Source organism: Marinobacter sp. ST-43 (assembly GCF_030541085.1).
Taxonomy (GTDB): domain Bacteria; phylum Pseudomonadota; class Gammaproteobacteria; order Pseudomonadales; family Oleiphilaceae; genus Marinobacter; species Marinobacter nauticus.
Genome location: NZ_JASSVO010000021.1, coordinates 1 through 19,357, shown reverse-complemented (window position 1 = coordinate 19,357; position 19,357 = coordinate 1). Strand labels below are relative to the sequence as shown.

The 19,357-nt window shown below is 53.5% G+C and carries 20 protein-coding genes; 14 read left to right on the top strand and 6 right to left on the bottom strand.

All coding sequences use genetic code 11. The features are described from left to right. Nucleotides 1-38 precede the first annotated feature (38 nt). The 5 genes from phnC to QPL98_RS17085 are packed head-to-tail and all read left to right on the top strand — an operon-like array spanning nucleotide 39 to nucleotide 4,432. A complete protein-coding gene (phnC, locus tag QPL98_RS17105; protein WP_020833797.1) occupies nucleotides 39-857 on the top strand; it encodes a phosphonate ABC transporter ATP-binding protein in 819 nt (272 codons plus the stop codon). Then, the gene (gene phnD, locus QPL98_RS17100) at nucleotides 854-1,717 is read left to right on the top strand and encodes a phosphate/phosphite/phosphonate ABC transporter substrate-binding protein (protein ID WP_011784780.1); all 864 of its coding nucleotides are present in this window, start codon (nucleotides 854-856) and stop codon (nucleotides 1,715-1,717) included. Before phnC ends, phnD begins: the two co-directional genes overlap by 4 nt. 10 nt (nucleotides 1,718-1,727) lie before the next feature. Beyond that, nucleotides 1,728-2,558, top strand: a complete 831-nt coding sequence (phnE, locus tag QPL98_RS17095) for a phosphonate ABC transporter, permease protein PhnE (RefSeq protein WP_011784781.1) — start codon at nucleotides 1,728-1,730, stop codon at nucleotides 2,556-2,558. Between the two features lie 9 nt (nucleotides 2,559-2,567). Beyond that, nucleotides 2,568-3,578 (top strand): phosphonate dehydrogenase, encoded by a 1,011-nt coding sequence (locus tag QPL98_RS17090; RefSeq protein WP_011783502.1) that lies wholly within the window; start codon nucleotides 2,568-2,570, stop codon nucleotides 3,576-3,578. Next, nucleotides 3,572-4,432 carry a LysR family transcriptional regulator gene (locus tag QPL98_RS17085; RefSeq protein WP_011783503.1) on the top strand — a complete coding sequence of 287 codons (861 nt, stop codon included), beginning with the start codon at nucleotides 3,572-3,574 and terminating at the stop codon, nucleotides 4,430-4,432. The genes QPL98_RS17090 and QPL98_RS17085 overlap by 7 nt, the downstream gene beginning before the upstream one ends. Here QPL98_RS17085 and QPL98_RS17080 read toward each other — a convergent pair. The 5 genes from QPL98_RS17080 to QPL98_RS17060 form a co-directional block, all read right to left on the bottom strand. After that, a complete protein-coding gene (locus tag QPL98_RS17080) occupies nucleotides 4,347-4,916 on the bottom strand; it encodes a reverse transcriptase domain-containing protein (protein ID WP_081432065.1) in 570 nt (189 codons plus the stop codon). The genes QPL98_RS17085 and QPL98_RS17080 overlap by 86 nt on opposite strands. Nucleotides 4,917-5,410: 494 nt before the next feature. Then, nucleotides 5,411-5,992 (bottom strand): DUF6448 family protein, encoded by a 582-nt coding sequence (locus QPL98_RS17075; protein WP_136632019.1) that lies wholly within the window; start codon nucleotides 5,990-5,992, stop codon nucleotides 5,411-5,413. 204 nt (nucleotides 5,993-6,196) lie between these two features. Continuing rightward, the gene (locus QPL98_RS17070; RefSeq protein ID WP_136632018.1) at nucleotides 6,197-7,348 is read right to left on the bottom strand and encodes an AraC family transcriptional regulator; all 1,152 of its coding nucleotides are present in this window, start codon (nucleotides 7,346-7,348) and stop codon (nucleotides 6,197-6,199) included. Then, on the bottom strand, nucleotides 7,339-8,664 hold the full coding sequence (locus QPL98_RS17065) for an ATP-binding protein (protein ID WP_136632017.1): 1,326 nt from the start codon (nucleotides 8,662-8,664) through the stop codon (nucleotides 7,339-7,341). The genes QPL98_RS17070 and QPL98_RS17065 overlap by 10 nt, the downstream gene beginning before the upstream one ends. After that, nucleotides 8,654-9,319: a response regulator transcription factor gene (locus QPL98_RS17060; protein ID WP_011784785.1), complete on the bottom strand. Its 666-nt coding sequence runs from the start codon at nucleotides 9,317-9,319 to the stop codon at nucleotides 8,654-8,656. The genes QPL98_RS17065 and QPL98_RS17060 overlap by 11 nt, the downstream gene beginning before the upstream one ends. A 167-nt stretch (nucleotides 9,320-9,486) precedes the next feature. On the opposite strand from QPL98_RS17060, the gene QPL98_RS17055 reads away from it, so the two are divergent. The 5 genes from QPL98_RS17055 to QPL98_RS17035 all read left to right on the top strand — a co-directional run bounded on the left by QPL98_RS17055 (nucleotide 9,487) and on the right by QPL98_RS17035 (nucleotide 14,855). Continuing rightward, nucleotides 9,487-10,803 (top strand): ferric reductase-like transmembrane domain-containing protein, encoded by a 1,317-nt coding sequence (locus QPL98_RS17055; RefSeq protein ID WP_011784786.1) that lies wholly within the window; start codon nucleotides 9,487-9,489, stop codon nucleotides 10,801-10,803. Nucleotides 10,804-10,879: 76 nt separating this feature from the next. Next, nucleotides 10,880-11,260 (top strand): PepSY domain-containing protein, encoded by a 381-nt coding sequence (locus QPL98_RS17050; RefSeq protein ID WP_011784787.1) that lies wholly within the window; start codon nucleotides 10,880-10,882, stop codon nucleotides 11,258-11,260. Nucleotides 11,261-11,314: 54 nt separating this feature from the next. Further along, complete coding sequence (locus tag QPL98_RS17045) at nucleotides 11,315-11,788, top strand: DUF2271 domain-containing protein (protein ID WP_011784788.1); 474 nt, start codon at nucleotides 11,315-11,317, stop codon at nucleotides 11,786-11,788. 22 nt (nucleotides 11,789-11,810) lie between these two features. Beyond that, nucleotides 11,811-14,027, top strand: coding sequence for a PepSY domain-containing protein (locus QPL98_RS17040; protein ID WP_199453022.1), 2,217 nt, complete (start codon nucleotides 11,811-11,813; stop codon nucleotides 14,025-14,027). A gap of 75 nt (nucleotides 14,028-14,102) precedes the next feature. Next, the gene (locus tag QPL98_RS17035; protein ID WP_011784790.1) at nucleotides 14,103-14,855 is read left to right on the top strand and encodes a VIT1/CCC1 transporter family protein; all 753 of its coding nucleotides are present in this window, start codon (nucleotides 14,103-14,105) and stop codon (nucleotides 14,853-14,855) included. Between the two features lie 388 nt (nucleotides 14,856-15,243). Here QPL98_RS17035 and QPL98_RS17030 read toward each other — a convergent pair whose 3' ends face one another. Further along, entirely contained in the window at nucleotides 15,244-16,212 is a 969-nt protein-coding gene (locus tag QPL98_RS17030) for an integron integrase (protein WP_199453024.1), read from the bottom strand. Between the two features lie 367 nt (nucleotides 16,213-16,579). Here QPL98_RS17030 and QPL98_RS17025 point away from each other — a divergent pair, with 367 nt between their 5' ends. The 4 genes from QPL98_RS17025 (at nucleotide 16,580) to QPL98_RS17010 (ending at nucleotide 19,265) form a co-directional block, all read left to right on the top strand. Further along, a complete protein-coding gene (locus tag QPL98_RS17025; RefSeq protein ID WP_303293665.1) occupies nucleotides 16,580-17,119 on the top strand; it encodes an NYN domain-containing protein in 540 nt (179 codons plus the stop codon). 540 nt (nucleotides 17,120-17,659) lie between these two features. Beyond that, entirely contained in the window at nucleotides 17,660-18,013 is a 354-nt protein-coding gene (locus tag QPL98_RS17020; RefSeq protein ID WP_219194549.1) for a hypothetical protein, read from the top strand. A gap of 110 nt (nucleotides 18,014-18,123) precedes the next feature. Further along, nucleotides 18,124-18,801, top strand: a complete 678-nt coding sequence (locus QPL98_RS17015) for a class I SAM-dependent methyltransferase (RefSeq protein ID WP_303293664.1) — start codon at nucleotides 18,124-18,126, stop codon at nucleotides 18,799-18,801. A gap of 92 nt (nucleotides 18,802-18,893) precedes the next feature. After that, nucleotides 18,894-19,265, top strand: a complete 372-nt coding sequence (locus QPL98_RS17010) for a hypothetical protein (protein ID WP_303293663.1) — start codon at nucleotides 18,894-18,896, stop codon at nucleotides 19,263-19,265. Nucleotides 19,266-19,357 lie beyond the last annotated feature (92 nt).

Genomic DNA, 19,357 nt, shown 5'->3' with positions numbered 1-19,357 from the left:
AAGGTGATCCTGTGGCGCCAACTCAATCAACCAATGTGATGCTTCGAGTCGAGAGTATGGGCGTAACCTACCCGGGAAACGTCCTCGCGCTCAAACCCACCAACGTTCACTTTCACAAGGGCGAATTCACCGTGCTACTGGGACTTTCAGGCGCGGGTAAATCCACTCTGCTTCGTTCACTGAATCACCTGGTTAAGCCCACAACCGGGAAGGTTGTGTCTGGCGAGTTTGGTGAACTGACCAACCGTAGAATCCTGCGACAGCACCGCAGCCGCACCGCCATGGTGTTCCAGCATCACCAGCTGATCGAACGATACACCGCGTTACAGAATGTGCTGACAGGCAGACTTGCGTATCACGGTACTTGGCGAAGCCTGCTTCCCCTGCCCCGGCAGGACCTGGAGTTGGCTCTGCAATGCCTCGACCGCGTAGGTCTGGCTGACAAAGCGCTTTCCCGAGTAGATCAGTTGTCCGGCGGCCAGCAGCAGCGGGTTGGAATCGCCAGAGCATTGGTGCAGCAACCATCCATGATTCTTGCCGATGAGCCCGTTGCCAGCCTGGATCCGGCCACTTCTGAAAAGGTACTCGGCCTACTGCGCGATATTTGTCAGGAAGATGGAATCACCGCGGTTATTTCCTTGCACCAATTGGAATACGCCCAGCGTTTTGCAGACCGGATCATCGGCCTTTCGAACGCTCATATCGTTTTTGACGATGCTCCTGAAAACCTGAAATCGAAACACCTGGACGAGATTTACCACCGTTCACCCAGCGTGGTAGCTGCGGAAGGCAAACCAGCCATCCATAAACCTAAGACCACCCCGATAACGACAGACGTACTGGAGATAGCACAATGAAGACAATGATTCACTCTTTGCTGGCTCTGATAATGATGCTCGGCATCCATTGGTCAGCCCATGCCGCAGATACAGACCCTGATCTTTTGAAAGTTGCCTTGCTGCCGGATGAGAACGCGTCAGAACTGATCAAGCGAAACCAACCTTTGAAGGATTACCTGGAAACCACTCTTGGTAAGGAAGTAGAACTGATTGTTACCACCGATTACTCCTCCATGATCGAAGCCATGCGTTTTGGCCGAATTGACCTGGCTTACTTTGGTCCGTTGTCCTATGTGATGGCCAAGAGTAAGAGTGACATTGAACCCTTTGCCGCCATGGTGGTAGACGGGAAGCCGACTTATCGCTCCATCATTATTGCCAATGCGGACTCTGGCGTTGGCTCCTTCGCGGATATCAAAGGCAAGAAAATGGCCTACGGTGACCGCGCATCCACTTCCAGCCACCTGATCCCCAAGACCGTACTCCTTGAGAAGGCAGAGCTCGAAGCCGGAAAGGACTATGAGGCTCATTTCGTCGGTAGCCATGACGCTGTTGCGGTTAACGTCGCCAATGGCAATGCCGACGCCGGAGGGTTGTCCGAAGTTATCTTCGAGCATGTGATGGACCGCGGTTTGATTGATCGGAGCAAGGTCAAAGTGCTGGGCTACAGCGGTGACTTTCCTCAATACCCCTGGGCCATGCGTTCGAACCTGGCCCCTGAGCTGAAGAGCAACATTCAGAAAGCCTTTCTGCAGATCGATGACCCGGAGATTCTCGACAACCTGAAGGCTGAGGGATTCGCGGCAATTACCGACGAAGATTACGATGTCATCCGCGCTATGGGTGGCCTGCTCAATCTTGATTTCGCAAAAATGTGAGGAGTGCCCCATGAACTATACAACGACGGAACCGGCGACTCTGTCGCCGGCCCCGTCGGCCTCCGTGCTGGATGAGCACGCGAAAGGCTGGCGGAAAAAACTCGGACAGTCGCTGTTAGTGCTGCTCATCATTTTTGTCGCAAGTTGGTACGTAGGGCTGCTCAATTTCAATACACTTGCCAATGGCGTGCCAGCCATAGGCACACTCATTGGCGAATCTCTTCCACCTGACTTCACCAATGTGGCCAGCTGGGTGTCGCCGTTAATCGACACGCTTGCGATGAGCATTGCCGGTACTGCCATTGCAGTAACCTTGTCTGTGCCACTGGCATTCCTGGCTGCGCGCAACACCTCTCCACATCCGGTGGTGTTCCAAGTAACTCGAACCCTTTTAAACGGTTTGCGTTCAGTCCCGGAACTGATCATGGGCATCATCTTCGTGGCTGCTGTTGGTTTTGGGGCGTTGCCTGGCGTACTGGCGCTCGGTCTTCACTCCATTGGCATGGTTGGAAAGTTTTTTGCCGAAGCGATTGAGCATGTAGATGAGGCGCCAGTGGAAGCGGCCGATGCTGCCGGCGCTACTCGCTTGCAGGTGCTCTATCACGCCGTGCTGCCACAAGCACTTCCTCAATTCGCGGACGTGTCCATTTATCGCTGGGAATACAATTTCCGTGCCTCGACCGTAATGGGCATGGTGGGTGCCGGTGGTATTGGCTTCGAATTGATGGGCTCGCTGAGAATCATGCAGTATCAGGAAGTCAGCGCCATTCTCATTGTCATCTTGTTGATGGTCACCGTCGTGGACAGTCTCAGTGGCCGCCTTCGTAAGAAATTCAAATAAGGAACGTCGATGAAACCCAAGGTTGTGATAACCCATAAGATCCATGACAGTGTTCTGGATGAACTTGCCCAAGATTGCGAGCTGGTCACCAACCAATCCGGCGCCACGTTGCCCCAGGAGGAAGTGGCTGCGCGCGTTGCAGACGCTGATGCGATGATGGCGTTCATGCCAGACCGAGTTGGAGTGGAGTTCCTACAGGGGTGTCCGCGCTTGAAGGTGATTGGTGCAGCCCTGAAAGGCTATGACAACTTTGATGTGGATGCCTGCACGCGTCATGGGGTTTGGCTGACATTTGTACCGGATTTGCTAACCGTGCCTACTGCAGAGCTAACGGTCGGGCTGACGATCAGTCTCACCCGACAAGTCAAGGCGGCGGACCACTTCGTTCGATCCGGTGAATTTACTGGCTGGACACCACGCTTCTATGGGCAGGGGATCGAAGGCTCACGGATTGGTATTGTGGGTATGGGGGCCATCGGCCAAGCGGTGGCGCAGCGCCTGAACGGATGGGGAGCGGATTTAATCTATTCCCAGCCGGAACGTTTACCCGTGCAGCATGAGCAGGCACTGGGTTTGTCCCATACTCCCCTCAAGATGCTGCTGGCCCAGTCAGATATTGTGATCCTGGCACTGGCGCTCAATGAGCAAACCCTCCACACCATTAATCGCGAAACGCTAACAGGAATGAAACCGGGCGCATTCCTTATCAATCCCTGCCGTGGATCTGTGGTGGATGAGGGTAGTGTTCTGCAAGCGCTTCAATCCGGTCAGTTGGGGGGGTACGCCGCTGATGTGTTTGAGATGGAAGATTGGGCGAGAGAAGATCGTCCGAGGGAGATCGCCCAGGGGCTCAGGGCCCACCCCAACACGCTGTTTACTGCTCACATCGGATCGGCAGTCAGCCAGGTGCGTCTGGCTATCGAGCAACGCGCTGCTCGGAACATTCTGCAAGTGCTTCGGGGTGAGCGGCCGGGTGATGCGATCAATGATCCCAGTGGCCGCGAGAGCGGCCCATGCTGAATCTTGTCTGGCTGAAGAGTTTCGTGGCGGTGCTGGACCACAACGGGTTTCAGGCCGCAGCCCGCCAGTTGGACATCGCACAACCCACACTGTCCCAGCACCTTCAAAAACTCGAAAACCAACTTGGCGTTTTATTGGTCCACAGGGGGCGCTCTGGCTGTGAGCCAACCCGGGCTGCCTTAACCTTGTTGCCTTTTGCCCGAAGTCTGCTCCGGCTGGAGGAGCAGGCGAGATCTTCCATTATGGAGGCTCGACTTCGCGTTGGGGCGAGCTCCAATATTGGGATTTATATGCTCCAGCCCTACATCCGTCGTTACAAGGAGCTGGGCGTAGGGCCCGAGGTGGATGTGGTAATAGATTCCAATCCGACTATTGCACGGCATTTATCGGACGGTGAGCTGGACGTGGCGATTATGGAGTGGTGGCATGATCTACCCGGATTCCATGCTCAGGCGTGGCGTAACGAGCCCGTTGTTCTAATCGTTCCGCCTGGTCACCCGTTAGCCCGTCGAACCGATATCGACCGCGATACGCTGTCTAACATGGCTCTGATCGGCGGCGAACCCGGCACCGGCACTGGCCGGCTTTTGGCGACCTACTTCGGTGAGCATGGGCCATTTCCGACGGTATCTATGCAGCTGGGTAGCACCGAAGCCGTCAAGCAAGCGGTTAAGGTCGGACTTGGCGCATCGTTGGTGCTTGAAAGTTCTGTACGGGAGGAGGTCCAAAATGGAAGTCTGGTGGCTATTCCCGTGAGTGAGCCTGGCCTTAGCAAGGAGCTGATGGTGATTTATCCGAGCAGCCTGGACAAACACAGGCCAGTATACTCGTTTGTTGGGCATCTCTGTGAATAGCTATTGGGTCCACCTCACGCATATCTAGCTGGGAATGCAGATACTGAGCCTCACGCTCACTTCGACAACGCAGTATTCCGTCATCTGCATATCGGCAGAATGGGATATCCGGATGACGAACGGTCAGCCAACGATCCAATGCATAATGCAGAAACAGGTTTGCCAGAACTGGCGATAACGGGCCACCTTGTGGTGTGCCAACGTTCCGTCGTTCCTGCTTACCATCTTTCGTCTGCATCGGTGCCGTTAGCCAGCGCCTCACATACAGCAGCACCCAGGATTCAGAGCAATGGTGGTCAAGAGCCTTGAGCAATAGCTCATGATCAATATGATCAAACAAGCCACGGATGTCATACTCCAGCACCCAGTCCCTTTCCCAGCACCGCTTTCGCGTGATCACAAGCGCATCATGCGCGGATTTCCCGCACCGATACCCGTACGAGTCCACATGAAAGACAGGTTCCAGGATAGGTTCCAGCGTCATAGTAACCACAGTTTACGCTATACGATCGCTAACCGTGGGTACCCCGAGCAATCTTTCTCCTCCACTTTTCTTCGGAATTGGAACTGCTTTGACGGACGGTGGGAAATAGCTGCCGGAGGACATCCGATTCCAAATTAGATAGAGGTTCTTACTCAAGTCTCGATCAAAGTCCTGAATCGTCTGGCCATCTACACCGGCCGCACCTCGATTTGATTTAACGCGCTGATACGCCTTCCATACCTGGCGCTTGGAATTTTTTTCTCTAATTGCGGAAATACCGAAATTAGATAAAACACAGCACGCCCCTCAGTTAGTAATATGGCTGCCCGATATCCCGGAATGATTATGAAGCGGAGATTGGTGTTGGCTTCATTTATGTTTTTTGATGCGCCTTAATAGAATGATGGTACCAATTCAGCCGAAGGCGAAACTGGAAATGAATACAACGGCAAAGCAGGCCGTCAGCCTGCTTTGCGTCTGCGTGAAGATAGGAATTAGTGCCCCTGCCCTCCAGCAGCGCCATGCACGCCCTCTATATAGTGAATGTAATTGACGTAGTCAGCGACAAAGGCACGCCCCATATCAACGCTTTGATCAACCATGGCCTTTGCACGCTGAGCCTCATGATAACGCTCACGAATGCCATCCTCGATCTTGCGGGTTATATTTGCCACGAGGGGATCAATTTGCCCGTTTTCCAACGCTGCATCCGCCGCCATTAAACCCGGATCAATCTGTCCCGAAGGCTTGATGCCCGTAAAGGGTGCGCCTTCGGAGGCACGATGAACCTCAACGAGCGTCGAGAACAAATGCTGATCGGCAATGTGTTTCGCAGTTTCGCTTTGCCCGCGGACTTGTCGCACATCGGCGAATACCCTTTTGATTTCTGCCTCATCCTTTGCCGGCACCCATTTGAGCAAGGGTTTAACATTGCCTGACTCCAGCGCCGCACGGGCTTCGGTAATCACCGGACCGTCCAGAGCATCACAATGAGCTTGGGCGCTACCGGCAAATATCAGGCTTAAGATTGCTGCGGCCACTGCAGGAACAGCGGTTTTGCTTAATTTGGTTTTCATACATAACCTCCTCATATTGCGTTGAGCTTCACGAGCACCGGGTTTGGTGACGCTTGGCAACCAGAGTACGGAAGGCAGGCCAAAGAATCGTTCGCAAGTACGAAACCGAACCGATTCCATGGTTTAGAAATAAAAATAAACGATTCAGTTAGTTAGAGGTTTTAGTATCGGGTGGGAGCGTACTCGAACGTCTGATTGCCAGGTTCAGGATTGAGGCTCGGGGCGAATATCGCCCTGCAGGGCTCGTCGGCGATATTCACTGGGGGTAAATCCTGTCTCTTTCTTGAAAGCAGTATTGAATACGGACTTCGAGTTGAAACCAGATTCATACATAATCTGCAGAATATTTTTCTGATTGGCTGCATCGGCCAGTCGCGATTTCGCTTCGTCGATGCGATAGCGACTGACGAACTCAAAGAAATTGCAGCCAAAGCCCTGGTTAATGGCTCGTGAAACCTCTCTTGAAGGGGCGTCCAATTTCCGTGAAAGTTGTTCCAGAGTGAGGTTGGGGTGCAAGTGAGGCTTTTCCTGGTGCACTAACTGTTCGAGCCTGACCTTTAATGCGTGATCAAACTGCGGTGCGGGCTCTTCTTCCAGCAAGGCGGCCTGGTCTGCTGCCAATCCAGAGAAAACAACGGGTTGGCGAAGAGAATTTATCATCAGAAAATTGATGAAAATGAAGCCCGTTACAGCGCCAGCGCCGGCCACCCACTCGGTTCCGGGCGCGCTTTTGAACACATGCGCCGTAAGGCAGTACAACATGCTGACGGTCCAGGCCACTGCATAGCCGATCAGGAGCGCACGTAACCAGGCAAGTTGTTTGTTTTCAATACTCGAGAAAATCTGTCGAATACCAAGGCCGAAACGGTTGATCGCACGAATCGTCGTGCACAGGTAGCCCAGAAAGACCGCGTGAATAGCGACTGCAAGAATGGGAGAGGTAAGTACGCCCGGGTGGTCCCGTTCAAGCAGAATCTGAACTTTGGTCTCGCTCGGCTGCAAATAATATTCAACCAGGAAAATTGCACCGACAACCCAGAATAGCAACGTGTGCACGAGATGTTTCCCGCGCAACTGGAAATTCTGATACATCAGCGATTGCGCATATAGATAGAGCGTGCCTGCTTGCAAAAGTCCGATGAGTGTTCCGAGGTAGGCGAAGTTTGGGTGCTGGAGCGCAAGCCCGCTGCCATAGAGGAAGATCTCTCCCAGCCCGGCGGCGAAGAAAACAAGAGTGGCAACCAGGAGCCGGTTAGAAATCAGCCCAATGTTGGATGGAAGTAGGAGAAAAACAGCAAGAGCCAGTGATTGAATGATGCTCGTCAGCAGCACAATGTCGGTGAGTGTCAGATACATGCCAGATTCAGCTCCGCTTCAAAACCATCCTGCCGTCCTGTTGCCGGCGATCTGAGATGCAAGGTCATGCCGGCACCTTTAGCAATCGCATCGGCAATCGCGAGGCCCAGGCCAGAACCTGCTGCCTCTGTTTTGGCCCTTGCAAACCGGTTTCTTAAAAGAGCGAGCTGTTCAGGTGGCACCCTTTCACCACCATTGGAGATTCTTAGAACGCCATTATCGTTCAGGTTGATCTCCACCGGCTCGCTACGGGAGCCATGCTTAAGCGCATTCTCGATCAGGTTACGCACCAGGATGGCGAAGGCGTCGGGATCAAGAAAGGAGTTCGCTTCGCGCTCCGGCAGCGATAAAACAATTCGCCCGGGTGCATGGTCCTCAAAATCCCGGGCTATCATCGCGAGGATGGGCGCAAGGTCCTGCTGGCTTTGTGAGAGTGCACCGCCGCCTTCTGCTTTTGCCAATTCGAGCAGTTTTCCGGACAGCACAGACAGACTGCGTAACGCTTCTTCAATTTCCGCAACATCGTTCTTCAGATGATCATCGGGCACTCTGGTTTTCAGCCGCTGCACTTTGGCGAGTGCTGTTGCGAGAGGTGTCCGCAGTTCATGGGCACTGTTGGCGGTAAAGCTCCGTTCCGATTCAAGTGCACGGTGTAATCGCTCAAGCAGTCGGTTGACGGCAATAGCGATTGGTTCGAATTCACGGGGTAAGTGCTTTTCTACAACAGGGGACAGATCTCCCGCGCCGCGGGATTCAATGTCTTGCTGAAAATCGACCACCTTGCGAAGGGAAAGCCGGACAATCCACCAGACACCCACCAGGCTGACCGGAATCAAAACCATTAAAGGCATCAGTAAGGCCAAACCCGCCTCCAGGGCGGATTCACGCCGGTGCGCCAAGGGTTCGGCCACTTCAAGATAGATGGTATTACTGACTGCAGATACGCCATATAGCCGGTGGGTCAGAGTGTCTGAAAACCCTTCCGCGGGGATTGTACTAAACACGCCAGGGTCTGCATCGTGGGACTGGAGCAGAATATTTCCGTGTTCATCCCGTACCAGATAAGTCAGATATTCGTCATGGTCTTTCAGGGCTGGGGCCTTTTGATTGCCCGCTCCGTTCTCCCGGTTCAGGATGTCGGTGACCGCCAGTGGCAGTATTCGCTGGGCGGTTTCTTCCAGGGCACTGTCGAAGACCTCGTTCATTTCGTGCTGCGCCACCAGTCCCGAAGCGGTCACGCCCAGCAGCCAGAGGAGGGTGACGCCGAGCGTCAGGCCGATACCGAGTGTTTTTTGCAGACTGGTTCTAATGGCCATGTGTTTCCAGGCGATAGCCCATTCCCCTGACGGTTACGATGGCGTCCCGCCCCAGCTTTTTACGCAGACGGCTGACATAAACTTCGATGGTGTTACTTTCGATTTCGGCCCCGAAAGCGTATAGACGATCCTCCAGTTGCGATCGCGATAACAGCATTCCGGGTCGCTGGATAAAGCCCTCAAACAATGCCCACTCCCGTGCCGTAAGTTCTACCGGCAGGCCGTTGCGACTGATGCGGTGATCGCCAAGATCAATCATCAGCTCGCCCACTTGTATGATCGGGCTTGGATTGCCGCGATATCGGCGAGCCACCGCGGCCACGCGGGCCGACAACTCCGAAAGATCAAAGGGTTTGACCAGGTAGTCGTCAGCACCGGCATTCAATCCTTCAATCCGGTCAGACACCTGATCCCTGGCGGTCAGAATGATCACCGGTGTTGTTATTCCGGTAGCCCGGATCGTTCGCAAAAAGCCGAAGCCATGGCCGTCGGGCAGCATCAGGTCCAGCAGAATCAGGTCGTAGGCTGTGGTCCTGATACTCGCCTCAGCAAAGCGCAGAGTTTGCACCCAGTCCACGGCGTGGCCGTCGTCCGCAATCTGATCCCGGACCGCCTCGCCCAATCCCGCCGTATCCTCCACCAAAAGAACCCGCATTGTTCACCTCTGACCCAGCCCTGAAATCAAGATACTACAGCTCGAACCTGACAACAGCCTGAATGGTCAATAACGCTTCGATCTCTCTTCACCGACCTTCAGCTGGCTGTCAGGTTTGGGCGCTAGCCTTCGGGGGAATATTCCAGGTACCGATCGCAGGAGATGTGATGATGCGGATGATTTTTCCTTTCGTTGTGTTGGTTTTGGGCCTATGGGCCTGGAACCTCTTTGCAGGTCCTGGGGCCGGTTCTCCCTGGGCAGTCTATGACCAGAGCCTGCTGCTCAGTGGGCTGTTATCCATTGCTCTGATGTCACTAGCCATGATGTTGGCACTGCGCCCAGCCTGGTTGGAGAGACCGCTGGGCGGGTTGGATCAGATCTATCGCACCCACAAATGGGCGGGCATTCTGGCCGTGGTATTCGCCGCCGCCCATTGGCTGATTGAAATGGGTGACGATGTAATAGAGTCGGTGTTCGGAAAAGCCGGCAAGCTGCACGATCAGGATTATTCCGGGTTCATCGACACCATGCGCGATGCGGCGGAAGAGGTAGGGGAGTTCGCCATCTATCTGCTGTTCGCCATGCTGCTGATCACCTTGTTGCGCAAGTTCCCCTACAAATACTGGCGCTATTTGCATCGCGGCATGCCGGTGCTTTATCTGTTGCTCGCTTTCCACGCGGCGTGGCTTACTCCGCTGCAATGGTGGCAGCAGCCAATCGGTGTGCTGATGGCCATTTTGCTCTTTGGCGGCAGCATCGCCAGCGGGCTATCCCTGACCGGCAGAGTTGGTCGTCGTCGCCAGGTTCGCGGCATGGTCACCGCGATCAAAACACCAGACCGGGACGTCACCGAAGTTACCTGCCACATGGGGCCGGCATGGCCCGGTCACCGTGCGGGGCAATTCGCCTTTGTGACCTTCGACCGACTAGAGGGCGCGCACCCGTTCACGATTGCCAGTGCCGATAGGGAAAATGGCACGGTTACGTTCATCATTAAATCGCTCGGCGACTTCACCCGCAATCTGAGCCAAAAAATCAGCGTGGGGCAAACCGTAAATATAGAAGGCCCTTACGGCTGTTTTAACTTCGATCGCCGCAACCGCAAATCCCACCAGATCTGGATAGCCGGTGGCATCGGGATCACGCCGTTTCTGGCCTGGCTCGAAGCTCTAAGCAGCGCCACCGACGCCACCGTGCCTGAAGCCGATCTGCATTACTGCACGCGCAACGCCGGCCAGGATCCCATGGTGGATCGACTTCGGGCGCTTTGCGATGGCTTTCCCGGGATACACCTCGAGATTCATGACAGCAGCAAGGGGCAGAGGTTGTCTGCCGAGACGTTGTCTACCAACGGACGCTCGGCAGCAGGCGCAGAGGTCTGGTTCTGCGGCCCGGCAGGGCTGGGGGAAGCCATTAGAAACGGCTTGCGGGCAGCACCCTTCCGCCTGACTCGCTTCCATAAAGAAGCTTTTCAGTTCCGCTGAAATGGCCTCGTTTGTTCAGGTCGTTGTCAGGTTAGCGCCTTAGAGTGGATTTAACACAACCAGCAGGAGAGACACCATGAAGACCAAACCCATTATTCTGAGCCTGTCTTTGTTACTTCTGAGCGGTACCGCAGTGGCCGATGACGACTGCGATGATCCGGTGGCGAGTTGGCAGCCCCGTGAAAATCTGCGTGAAAAGCTGGAAGCCGAAGGCTGGACAGTTCACCGAATAAAGGTTGACGACGGTTGTTATGAAGTCCGGGGCCTCGATGCCGATGGGGTCAGGGCAGAAGCCTCTTTCGCGCCCGCTTCATTGACCATGATGAAATGGGAGCGTGAAGACAGTGACGATGAGGAGAGGGACCGCGGCAACAGGAAAAATGGACAGGACAATCCCAAAAGTCAGGCGCCACGCAACGGCATCGTCAAGGGGCGTCCCACGGTTACCGTTGAGTAACTCAGCGAATTTGCCCTGTTCCTTTAACGTTCATCAGGTTTTTGGAGACCATTTATGAAAACGTTTGTTCTCACTTGCAGCCTTTTCGCCGCCTTGGCTTTACCGGTATTCGCCCAGGCCCGTGACGTGACCTTCACTACGGAACTACAGAATTACGGCGGCGATGGAGCCTATCTGGCGCTGTATCTTACCGATGCCGCCGGAGAGTATCAGGGTACCCTTTGGGTTTCCGGGAAGAAATCTAAATACTACAAACACCTGGGAGGCTGGGCCCGGGGCAGTGGGCTTGATCCTGCAGAGTATGACGGCTTGACTGGCGCCAGTGTTACCAGTGGCCGCACGCTGAAAGTGACTCTGAACCTCGATGATTCGCTGATCGACAACGGCTATGAGGTTCGAGTCGACTCTGCTGTTGAAGATATGCGCGATATCAGAGCCGATGTGATAGCCCCCCTGACCACCGAAGGGTCCGGAAAGCCGGTTTCAGGACGTGGTTACGTGCGCGCTCTGACCTACGAGCTTCAATAATTCACCAGGAGCATCGGCTATTATGTTGCGCAAGTTCCACAGTTTACCGGGTTTGCTTGCAGGCGTGTTCCTGATCGTTCTCTCGGTCACGGGAGCTGTGTTGGCTTTGGCTCCGACGCTGGATAGAGTGTCAGCGGTCATTCCGGCTTCCGGTGAAGTCAGTATTGCCGAGCTGGCAGACCGGGTCGTTGCTCACTATCCCGGGACTGAGCAGATCGTGCGAGAGCCTTCTGGCAAGGTCATTGTCTATTACAGCCGTGACGGCCAGGCCGGTGCGGATCTGGTGAATCCGGTAACAGGTGAGGGCACGCCCTACGAACCTTCCGCATTCTTTGGCTGGATCAAGGATCTGCATCGTGCGTTTATGCTGGATGATGCCGGTAGAGCGCTGGCCGGCGTATTGGCTGTTTTGACGGTGCTTCTGTGTCTTTCGGGAATATTTTTGATAGCCCGGCGTACCGGGGGTTGGAAGAATATATTAAGACCGCTTTCCGGCTCTGGCGGGAAACGAATCCATGCCGAATTGGCCCGGTTTGCCGTGCTCGGCCTACTGTTATCCGCGCTGACCGGCAGCTATATGTCCGCACAGCGCTTTGGTTTGCTGGCTGAAGCGCCTGACACCGGGCCAAGGTTTCCGGCTGAGGTCTCGGGCGGGCAACCATCGCCTGTGGGCACCTTAAAAGCGCTAGGCAATTTCGATCTTGGCGAACTCCGGGAACTGGTGTTTCCCTATCCCGGTGATCCGCAGGACGTCTATTCGCTGTCAACCGCCGGCGGCTCCGGATTCGTGGACCAGGCTACGGGCGAGTTGCTGCAGTTCCAGCCGCGCTCTGACAGCGGCGTATTGCAGGACTGGATTGTACGTTTGCACACCGGTGAAGGCCTATGGTGGCTTGGCCTGATTCTTGGCGCTGCGGCACTGACTGTGCCAGCTCTCTCGATAACAGGTGCAACCATCTGGTGGCAGCGTCGCCGGTCTTCAGGGCAGCTTCCTGACAACGCCGATGCCGCTCAGGCGGATACAATTATTCTGGTCGGCTCCGAAGGTAATGCCACCTGGGGATTTGCCCAGGAACTCCATAGCAGCCTGAATAAGGCCGGTTTCCGCGTGCATTGCAGCGAGATGAATGCCCTGGCTAAGCAGTATCCGCAGGCTTCCAGGCTGTTCGTGCTGACTTCGACATACGGTGATGGTGATGCACCCGCATCGGCCCGGCAGTTTATGGCCAGGCTCAAAGAATTCCGGGCTGAGAAGAACCTGCGATACACGGTACTGGGTTTTGGTGACCGGCAGTTTCCGAACTTCTGTCAGTTTGCCTTGTCGGTGGATGCTGCGCTCGCCGGTAAAGGCGTCAGCCGTTTGCACGCCATTGAACTGATTGATCGGTGTTCTGCCTCGCAATTCAGTGAGTGGGGAAACCGGGTTGGTGAGGTTATCGGTACTCCGCTTTTCTTGAACTACTGTGCATTGCAGCCAGCAACGGTCAAACTGGAACTGGTAGAAAGGGCGGATTACGGGATTGCGGTTCAGGCGCCCACCAGTATCTTCCGGTTCAAACCGGCGGAGCAGGGCGGATGGCTAACGGCTTCTCCAAGAAGATTTAAAGCGCTGCCACCGTTCGAGGCGGGAGACCTTTTGGGGGTTATTCCCCCACACGGTCAACCCCCGCGGTTCTACTCGCTCGCGTCCTCGGCAAATGACGAAATTGTTGAGATATGCGTCCGTAAGCAGGCCGGCGGTCTTTGCTCCGGTTATTTGCATGACCTCAAGCCGGGTGATTGTATCGATGGCTTCATCCGCCCCAATCCAGGCTTTCGGCCAGCTACCGGTAACCGACCAGTGATTCTTGTCGGTGCAGGTGCCGGGATTGGTCCGTTAACCGGTTTCATCAGAAACAATACCAGTTGCAACCCTATGTATCTGTACTGGGGCGGTCGCGATGCCAGGTCAGATTTTCTCTACCAACCTGAGCTTGGGCGCTATCTTGAGGATCATCGACTGAGCGGGCTGAACACAGCCTTCTCAAGAACAGACGAGCGCGCCTACGTGCAGGATAAGCTCAAACAGGATGAATTAGCCGTGCGACAGATGGTTAACACCGGTGCGCAGATACTGGTCTGTGGTGGCCGGGATATGGCGGCGGCTGTGCGGCAGGTTATAGAAGACATTATCAAACCCTTGCACATCGATATTGAAACTCTGAGAGGCCAGGGACGTTATCTTGAAGATGTATATTGACAGATAAAGTGACAAGGTCGAACTGAGCCTATAATCCCAAAGCACCAAATCGCGTCCTGAACAGGAAGCTGAAAGATGCCATCCACAGAAAATGAAAGACTGCTCAGCGAGCACCAGCCTAATGCCGTTCGTGCACGGCTTGCTGGTCCCGTTAAGGCCTCGACGCTACCAGATGCTGTGCTTGGCGGCATCGATGGCTGCGTTACAACGTTTGCGGTTGTATCGGGTGCGTTCGGCGCAGGTTTCTCGCCACAGGTTGCGTTGGTACTCGGCTTTGCAAACCTGATTGCAGACGGCTTCAGCATGGCGGTAAGTAATTACGAAGCGGGCCAGGCGCAGTTGAATCAGATCAAATTTGCTGAACGCACAGAACGTGAACATATCCGTGCTGTGCCAGAAGGTGAACGTGAGGAAATTCGCCAGCTGTTTCAGGCGAAGGGATTCGACGGCGAATTGCTGGAGCAAGTAGTGGAGGCTATCAGTCGTAATCCCGATGTGTGGGTAGCAACCATGTTGCGAGAAGAGTACGGACTCTCGGGTGCCGGACTCAGCCCACGCCGAGCCGCGTTGACTACCTTCGCCGCATTTTTGTCGGTTGGTGCTTTACCTTTACTGCCTTATGCCATCCCGGGTATGGAGAGTCAGATTCAGTTCCTGACGAGTCTTGGTTTGGCAGGCGTCGTCTTCTTGGGTATCGGAATGCTTAAAAGTATCGTCTATGGCTTACCAGCAATGCGATCAGGACTCCGGACTTTGATCATGGGTACGGCCGCAGCGGGGCTGGCGTTTGCTACTGGGCATTTTGCGCAGGGGTTATTGGGGGGTTAGTTCTTCAGCGGTGAATAGACAATTTAACATAATATTCCCCTAAGAGCTGATATTCATTCGCGTACCCGCTATTGGAATTAACGGCGGATTTCTCGCTCTGTTCGCCCAATGAGTGTAGTTGCAGAATTGAATTTTTAAAGCACAACTCATGCTGAAATGAAAATTATTTAGCAAGGGCCAGTCGTCGACTAATTACTGCGCAACTTTATGAATTGTGGAAAAAATGGTGTCGATATCATTGATGCCAAAGGCTTAGCGTACAATTTTTTCCGTTTCGTGAACTGACCCCAGAATGTTCGCTTTGCGACCAGCACCTAAACAAAAGCGAACATTCGCCGCACTCCCAATTCCAGGCTTTACGCCCCTTAAACGGGTAAGCAACGCCCCATCAAGAACTTGGCAAACGATCAAAAGGGCTGACGGTTCCAGCACGTCGATCGCCAATGACATGCGTGTAGATTTCTGTCGTTCGAATGTCGCTATGCCCAAGAATTTCCTGAACCGTCCTGATATCGCTCCCCGATCTCAATAACTCTGTCGCAAAGGCATGCCGAAAGGTATGAGCCGTCACACGCTTGGTGATTTCCGTGGCCAGAACGGCCTGCCTCAATCGCCGCGAGTACGATGAATGATGAAGATGGTGGCGGCACACATAACCAGCGATGGGATGAACGCATCTTGTTACGGATGGGAACAGGTACTGCCAACCAAAGTCCTTCATGGCCGGTCCATACTTCTTGTGAAGTGAGGCCGGCACTGACGTAAGCCCGAATCCATCGGCCAGATCGGACTCATGTACAGCCCTGACATGGGCGAATTGTCGCTCCATGTTTTCTCTTAGATTGCCTGGAATCAGTGTGTATCGATCTTTTCGTCCCTTACCGTTGAATACGAGCAAACTGCGGCTTTTTAGGTCGATGTCTTTCACGCGAAGCGAAAGAGCTTCGTTGATTCTCAAACCGCATCCATAAAGAAGCGCAGTGATGAGCCAATACTCTGCATCCATGTTTTGAAGAATAGAAGCAACTTCATCGGGACTCAGAACGGTTGGCATGCGTCGAGGCGTTTTCGTCATCTTGTACTGTAGGTTTTCAATCTCCCGCTTCAGCACATGCTTGTAGACAAAAATAATCGCGCATAGCGCCTGATTTTGAGTGCCCGGACTGACTCCCCGATTGACGGCGAGGTGATTCAGGAAACGCTCAATTTCGTGATTACCCATGACTTTTGGGTGCTTCTTGTCATTGAAAATGATGAACTGACGAACCCAGTAAAGATAGGACTTCTCGGTTCGGTAGCTGTACTGCTTTGTCCTAATTTCTGTGCGGACCGATTGTAGAAACGGTGATTTCGACACGCTCGCCCTCCGTGGCTGAATGCTGTATGTACGTACAGTTATAATAAAAAACACCCAAAAACGCCAAAATTCTTGCGGCTTAATTTGCACGGCCCTGCTCGCTTTTCACAATGCATCTCTGTAGGTATCTGTTTCAGCATGGGAAAAATTCGACCCACTGGATTTAACGTGCAAAAACGTGCATAAATATCCCGCGTGCACACTTTTCACAGAACCAAAAGCTCAAAAGCCCCCTGAGATGGAGGGGTAATGATCTGAAAAATCGAGGTTATTCAGGTTGTGAAGCAGTATTGGACTGGGTGATGGTGTTGCGGTTTAATAAGAAAGCAAACTAATAAGCTGTTAACACTACAACCAAGGAGCATAGATGCTTTCATATACTTATGTTGATAATTCAAACGTCTTTATAGAGGCGCAGAGAGTCTCGGCCGTTGAAGTGGGAATGGCAGCAGATCTAAATGATGCGATAGATCGAAGAGTCTTCAATTTCCAATATAAATTGGACTATGGGAAGCTTTACGAGTACTTGTGTGGCGAGGATGAGCGGCAGGTTGGCTGTGCAAAGCTCTGGGGATCGCCCCCGCCGTCAGATAGTTTCTGGGCCATGGTTGAACGAAAGGGCTTTGAAGTTGTGACCTATGATCGCAACGCCGCCGGGAAAGAAAAGAAGGTAGACGTGGCCATTGCACACTCAATGACCAAGGACGCATACACAAAAGTTGATAAAAACGACTCAGAAATAGTCTTGGTTGCAGGCGATAAAGACTACGTACCCGTTATTGAGGACTTGAAGGCTGAAGGTTATAGAGTCGTCGTAGTGTTCTGGGACCACGCCGCATATGAATTGAAGCAAGCTGCAACAAAATTCATCTCATTGAACCAATGGCTGGATTATCTGCAGAAATAAGTGTTAACAAGGCAAAGCACTGCGACGTCTTTTCCGTTGCGGCTTTGCCTTCACTACAAAGCCGCGCGTGTTTGCGGCGTTAGCTGGTAGTGCTTTGGTCTTTTTTTGTGGCTGGGTGCCATTGGCCTTGGCCGGAAATTGGCAGTAAAACCGGATGGTTTATAGCTCTGCCAAGGCCCGAAAATCTGGCGTCTTGCTGGCAGCTCAATCGGCCACCGGTAGTGGTTTAGGAATTGGAGTTAACCGCGCGGGGCTGTCCGCCGAGAGCTGGTTCCTTGCTTACCTGCTACTCTGATGTTCAGGTTCATTCACCGCATTATTGGCGGTGGTTTCAGCAAAAATGCACCGGCGAATTTTGGTGCAAGGGCAGCGGTGTAGGCTGCGATGTTGGTTGCCAGGGATCGGGCTTCAGTGATGCCCCCAGCTAACAAGTCGCAGCAGTACGCGGCCGATGGCCGCCGGACGCCCTTTCCATGGCTCCTTCGTCGCCATTCCAAGGTCGCCGCTGTGCTCAGCGTTATGCAAGGGAGATATCCAGAGTTGAGTGAAGAAGAACTGATAACAATGTATCGCCCTTGCGGTCAAAAAGAACTGGATCTCGTGGCGGAGAGTGGGTTCAAGAGGTGGCCTCCAAGACTTCCTGAACAGCCCATCTTCTATCCGGTGACAAACGAGGCCTATGCCATCGAGGTCAACAAATGGAATGTCTCTCAGTTCGGCAAAGGGTACGTCACCAGATTTAGGGTAAGACGTGGGTTCGTCGAGAAATACCGTATTGAGCAAGTTGGTGGCAGGCACCACACAGAGTGGTGGATTCCCGCAGAGGACCTAGAAAACTTCAACGACAATATCGTCGGAGAAATTGAGGTCATCTACGAGGAGTCGGCTGCATAACCAATCGTTCCAGTTCGTTCCGGCCCTACGGGCCTCCACCGGACCGCCTTTCCGTTGCACTCCAAGGCGGCCGCTGAACTTGGCGTTATACAGACTAAGGAGAGTCAGGTTTGGAGTTAACCAGCGTAGTCCCATGGGGCCGGTCTTTTGAAGAATACCAGGCGATGTTCGGATTATCCGAGGGTGACCTGAGCAAGCATATCCTTGGTTGTGGTGATGGCCCGGCGAGCTTCAATGTAGAGGCAACAGACCGTGGGTGCCAGGTTACGTCTTGTGATCCGCTATACCAGTTCAAGGCTGATGAAATACGCCACCGAATTGATGACGTGTACCCGGAAATAATGGCTAAAATGCGGCAGGGCGCAGACAACTATATCTGGGAATCACTAAGTAACGTCGAGCAGCTTGGCGAAGTTCGGATGAAGGCCATGTCGAGGTTCCTGTCCGACTTTGATGCGGGTTGTCGGCAAGGGCGGTATGTATCAGCATCGTTGCCTTCGCTGCCGTTTCCTGACTCTGAATTCGATTTGGCACTCTGCTCCCATTATCTTTTTCTCTACAGTGACCATGTAAATGGGGCGGCTCACTTGGAATCACTGCGAGAGCTATGCAGAGTTGCGTCTGAGGTTCGCGTCTTTCCTGTTGTATCGCTGGATGGAGAGGTATCGAAGCATTTGGATCAGGTCATGACGGCATTATCCGCAAATGGTATCGATGTGTCGTTGCAGCCTGTTAGCTACCGGTTTCAAAAAGGTGCTACCAAAATGTTGGTGGCAAAGTCTGTATAACCATGCCAGGCACGGCGACGTCTACTACATTGCGGCTTCGCCTCCATTTCGTAGCCGCGCATGCTGGCTAGCGTTAGCCATGGAGGACGAGCATGCAGCACCTACGACCAGGAGAACTCATTGCGCTCGAGAATCAGGGTGCCTACTACATTTTCGTTATTCTTTCCAAGTCGGCTTTCTTTGGCTGCCAGTGGTCCTTTGCCCTTCACCAGTTTTATCCCAGACTACCAGCCTTCGAAGAAATTCAGCTTTCTCAATCGGAGGGCTTTGTAGCACTTATTGATTTTATTGAAGAACGAAGGGCTGACTCGGTCCATAGAATAGGAAAAGGTATCGATGTCGCTCCTTATTTGGAGTTTGAGCACACAAAGGCCTTTATCCGTGATCAAAATGGTGGCGGTGAATGGTTTATATACGCTCGAAATTTTCAAATACTTCCTGAATCCGTGACTTCAACGAGCTGAACTCACGCCCAAAGCCTGCAATAACAAGGCTTGGAGCGATATAATAGCATCTGACATCCATTCACCCAGTCAGTGCTTTCGGCTCATGCGTA

Coding starts and splice junctions, on each gene's coding strand:
- QPL98_RS17080 (WP_081432065.1), bottom strand. CDS start 4,916: ATGACGCTGGAACCTATCCTGGAACCTGTCTTTCATGTGGACTCGTAC.
- QPL98_RS17070 (WP_136632018.1), bottom strand. CDS start 7,348: ATGTATCTGACACTCACCGACATTGTGCTGCTGACGAGCATCATTCAA.
- phnD (WP_011784780.1), top strand. CDS start 854: ATGAAGACAATGATTCACTCTTTGCTGGCTCTGATAATGATGCTCGGC.
- QPL98_RS17010 (WP_303293663.1), top strand. CDS start 18,894: ATGCAGCACCTACGACCAGGAGAACTCATTGCGCTCGAGAATCAGGGT.
- QPL98_RS17060 (WP_011784785.1), bottom strand. CDS start 9,319: ATGCGGGTTCTTTTGGTGGAGGATACGGCGGGATTGGGCGAGGCGGTC.
- QPL98_RS17035 (WP_011784790.1), top strand. CDS start 14,103: ATGCCATCCACAGAAAATGAAAGACTGCTCAGCGAGCACCAGCCTAAT.
- QPL98_RS17045 (WP_011784788.1), top strand. CDS start 11,315: ATGAAAACGTTTGTTCTCACTTGCAGCCTTTTCGCCGCCTTGGCTTTA.
- phnE (WP_011784781.1), top strand. CDS start 1,728: ATGAACTATACAACGACGGAACCGGCGACTCTGTCGCCGGCCCCGTCG.
- QPL98_RS17050 (WP_011784787.1), top strand. CDS start 10,880: ATGAAGACCAAACCCATTATTCTGAGCCTGTCTTTGTTACTTCTGAGC.
- QPL98_RS17065 (WP_136632017.1), bottom strand. CDS start 8,664: ATGGCCATTAGAACCAGTCTGCAAAAAACACTCGGTATCGGCCTGACG.
- QPL98_RS17075 (WP_136632019.1), bottom strand. CDS start 5,992: ATGAAAACCAAATTAAGCAAAACCGCTGTTCCTGCAGTGGCCGCAGCA.
- QPL98_RS17055 (WP_011784786.1), top strand. CDS start 9,487: ATGATGCGGATGATTTTTCCTTTCGTTGTGTTGGTTTTGGGCCTATGG.
- phnC (WP_020833797.1), top strand. CDS start 39: ATGCTTCGAGTCGAGAGTATGGGCGTAACCTACCCGGGAAACGTCCTC.
- QPL98_RS17085 (WP_011783503.1), top strand. CDS start 3,572: ATGCTGAATCTTGTCTGGCTGAAGAGTTTCGTGGCGGTGCTGGACCAC.
- QPL98_RS17090 (WP_011783502.1), top strand. CDS start 2,568: ATGAAACCCAAGGTTGTGATAACCCATAAGATCCATGACAGTGTTCTG.
- QPL98_RS17040 (WP_199453022.1), top strand. CDS start 11,811: ATGTTGCGCAAGTTCCACAGTTTACCGGGTTTGCTTGCAGGCGTGTTC.
- QPL98_RS17025 (WP_303293665.1), top strand. CDS start 16,580: ATGCTTTCATATACTTATGTTGATAATTCAAACGTCTTTATAGAGGCG.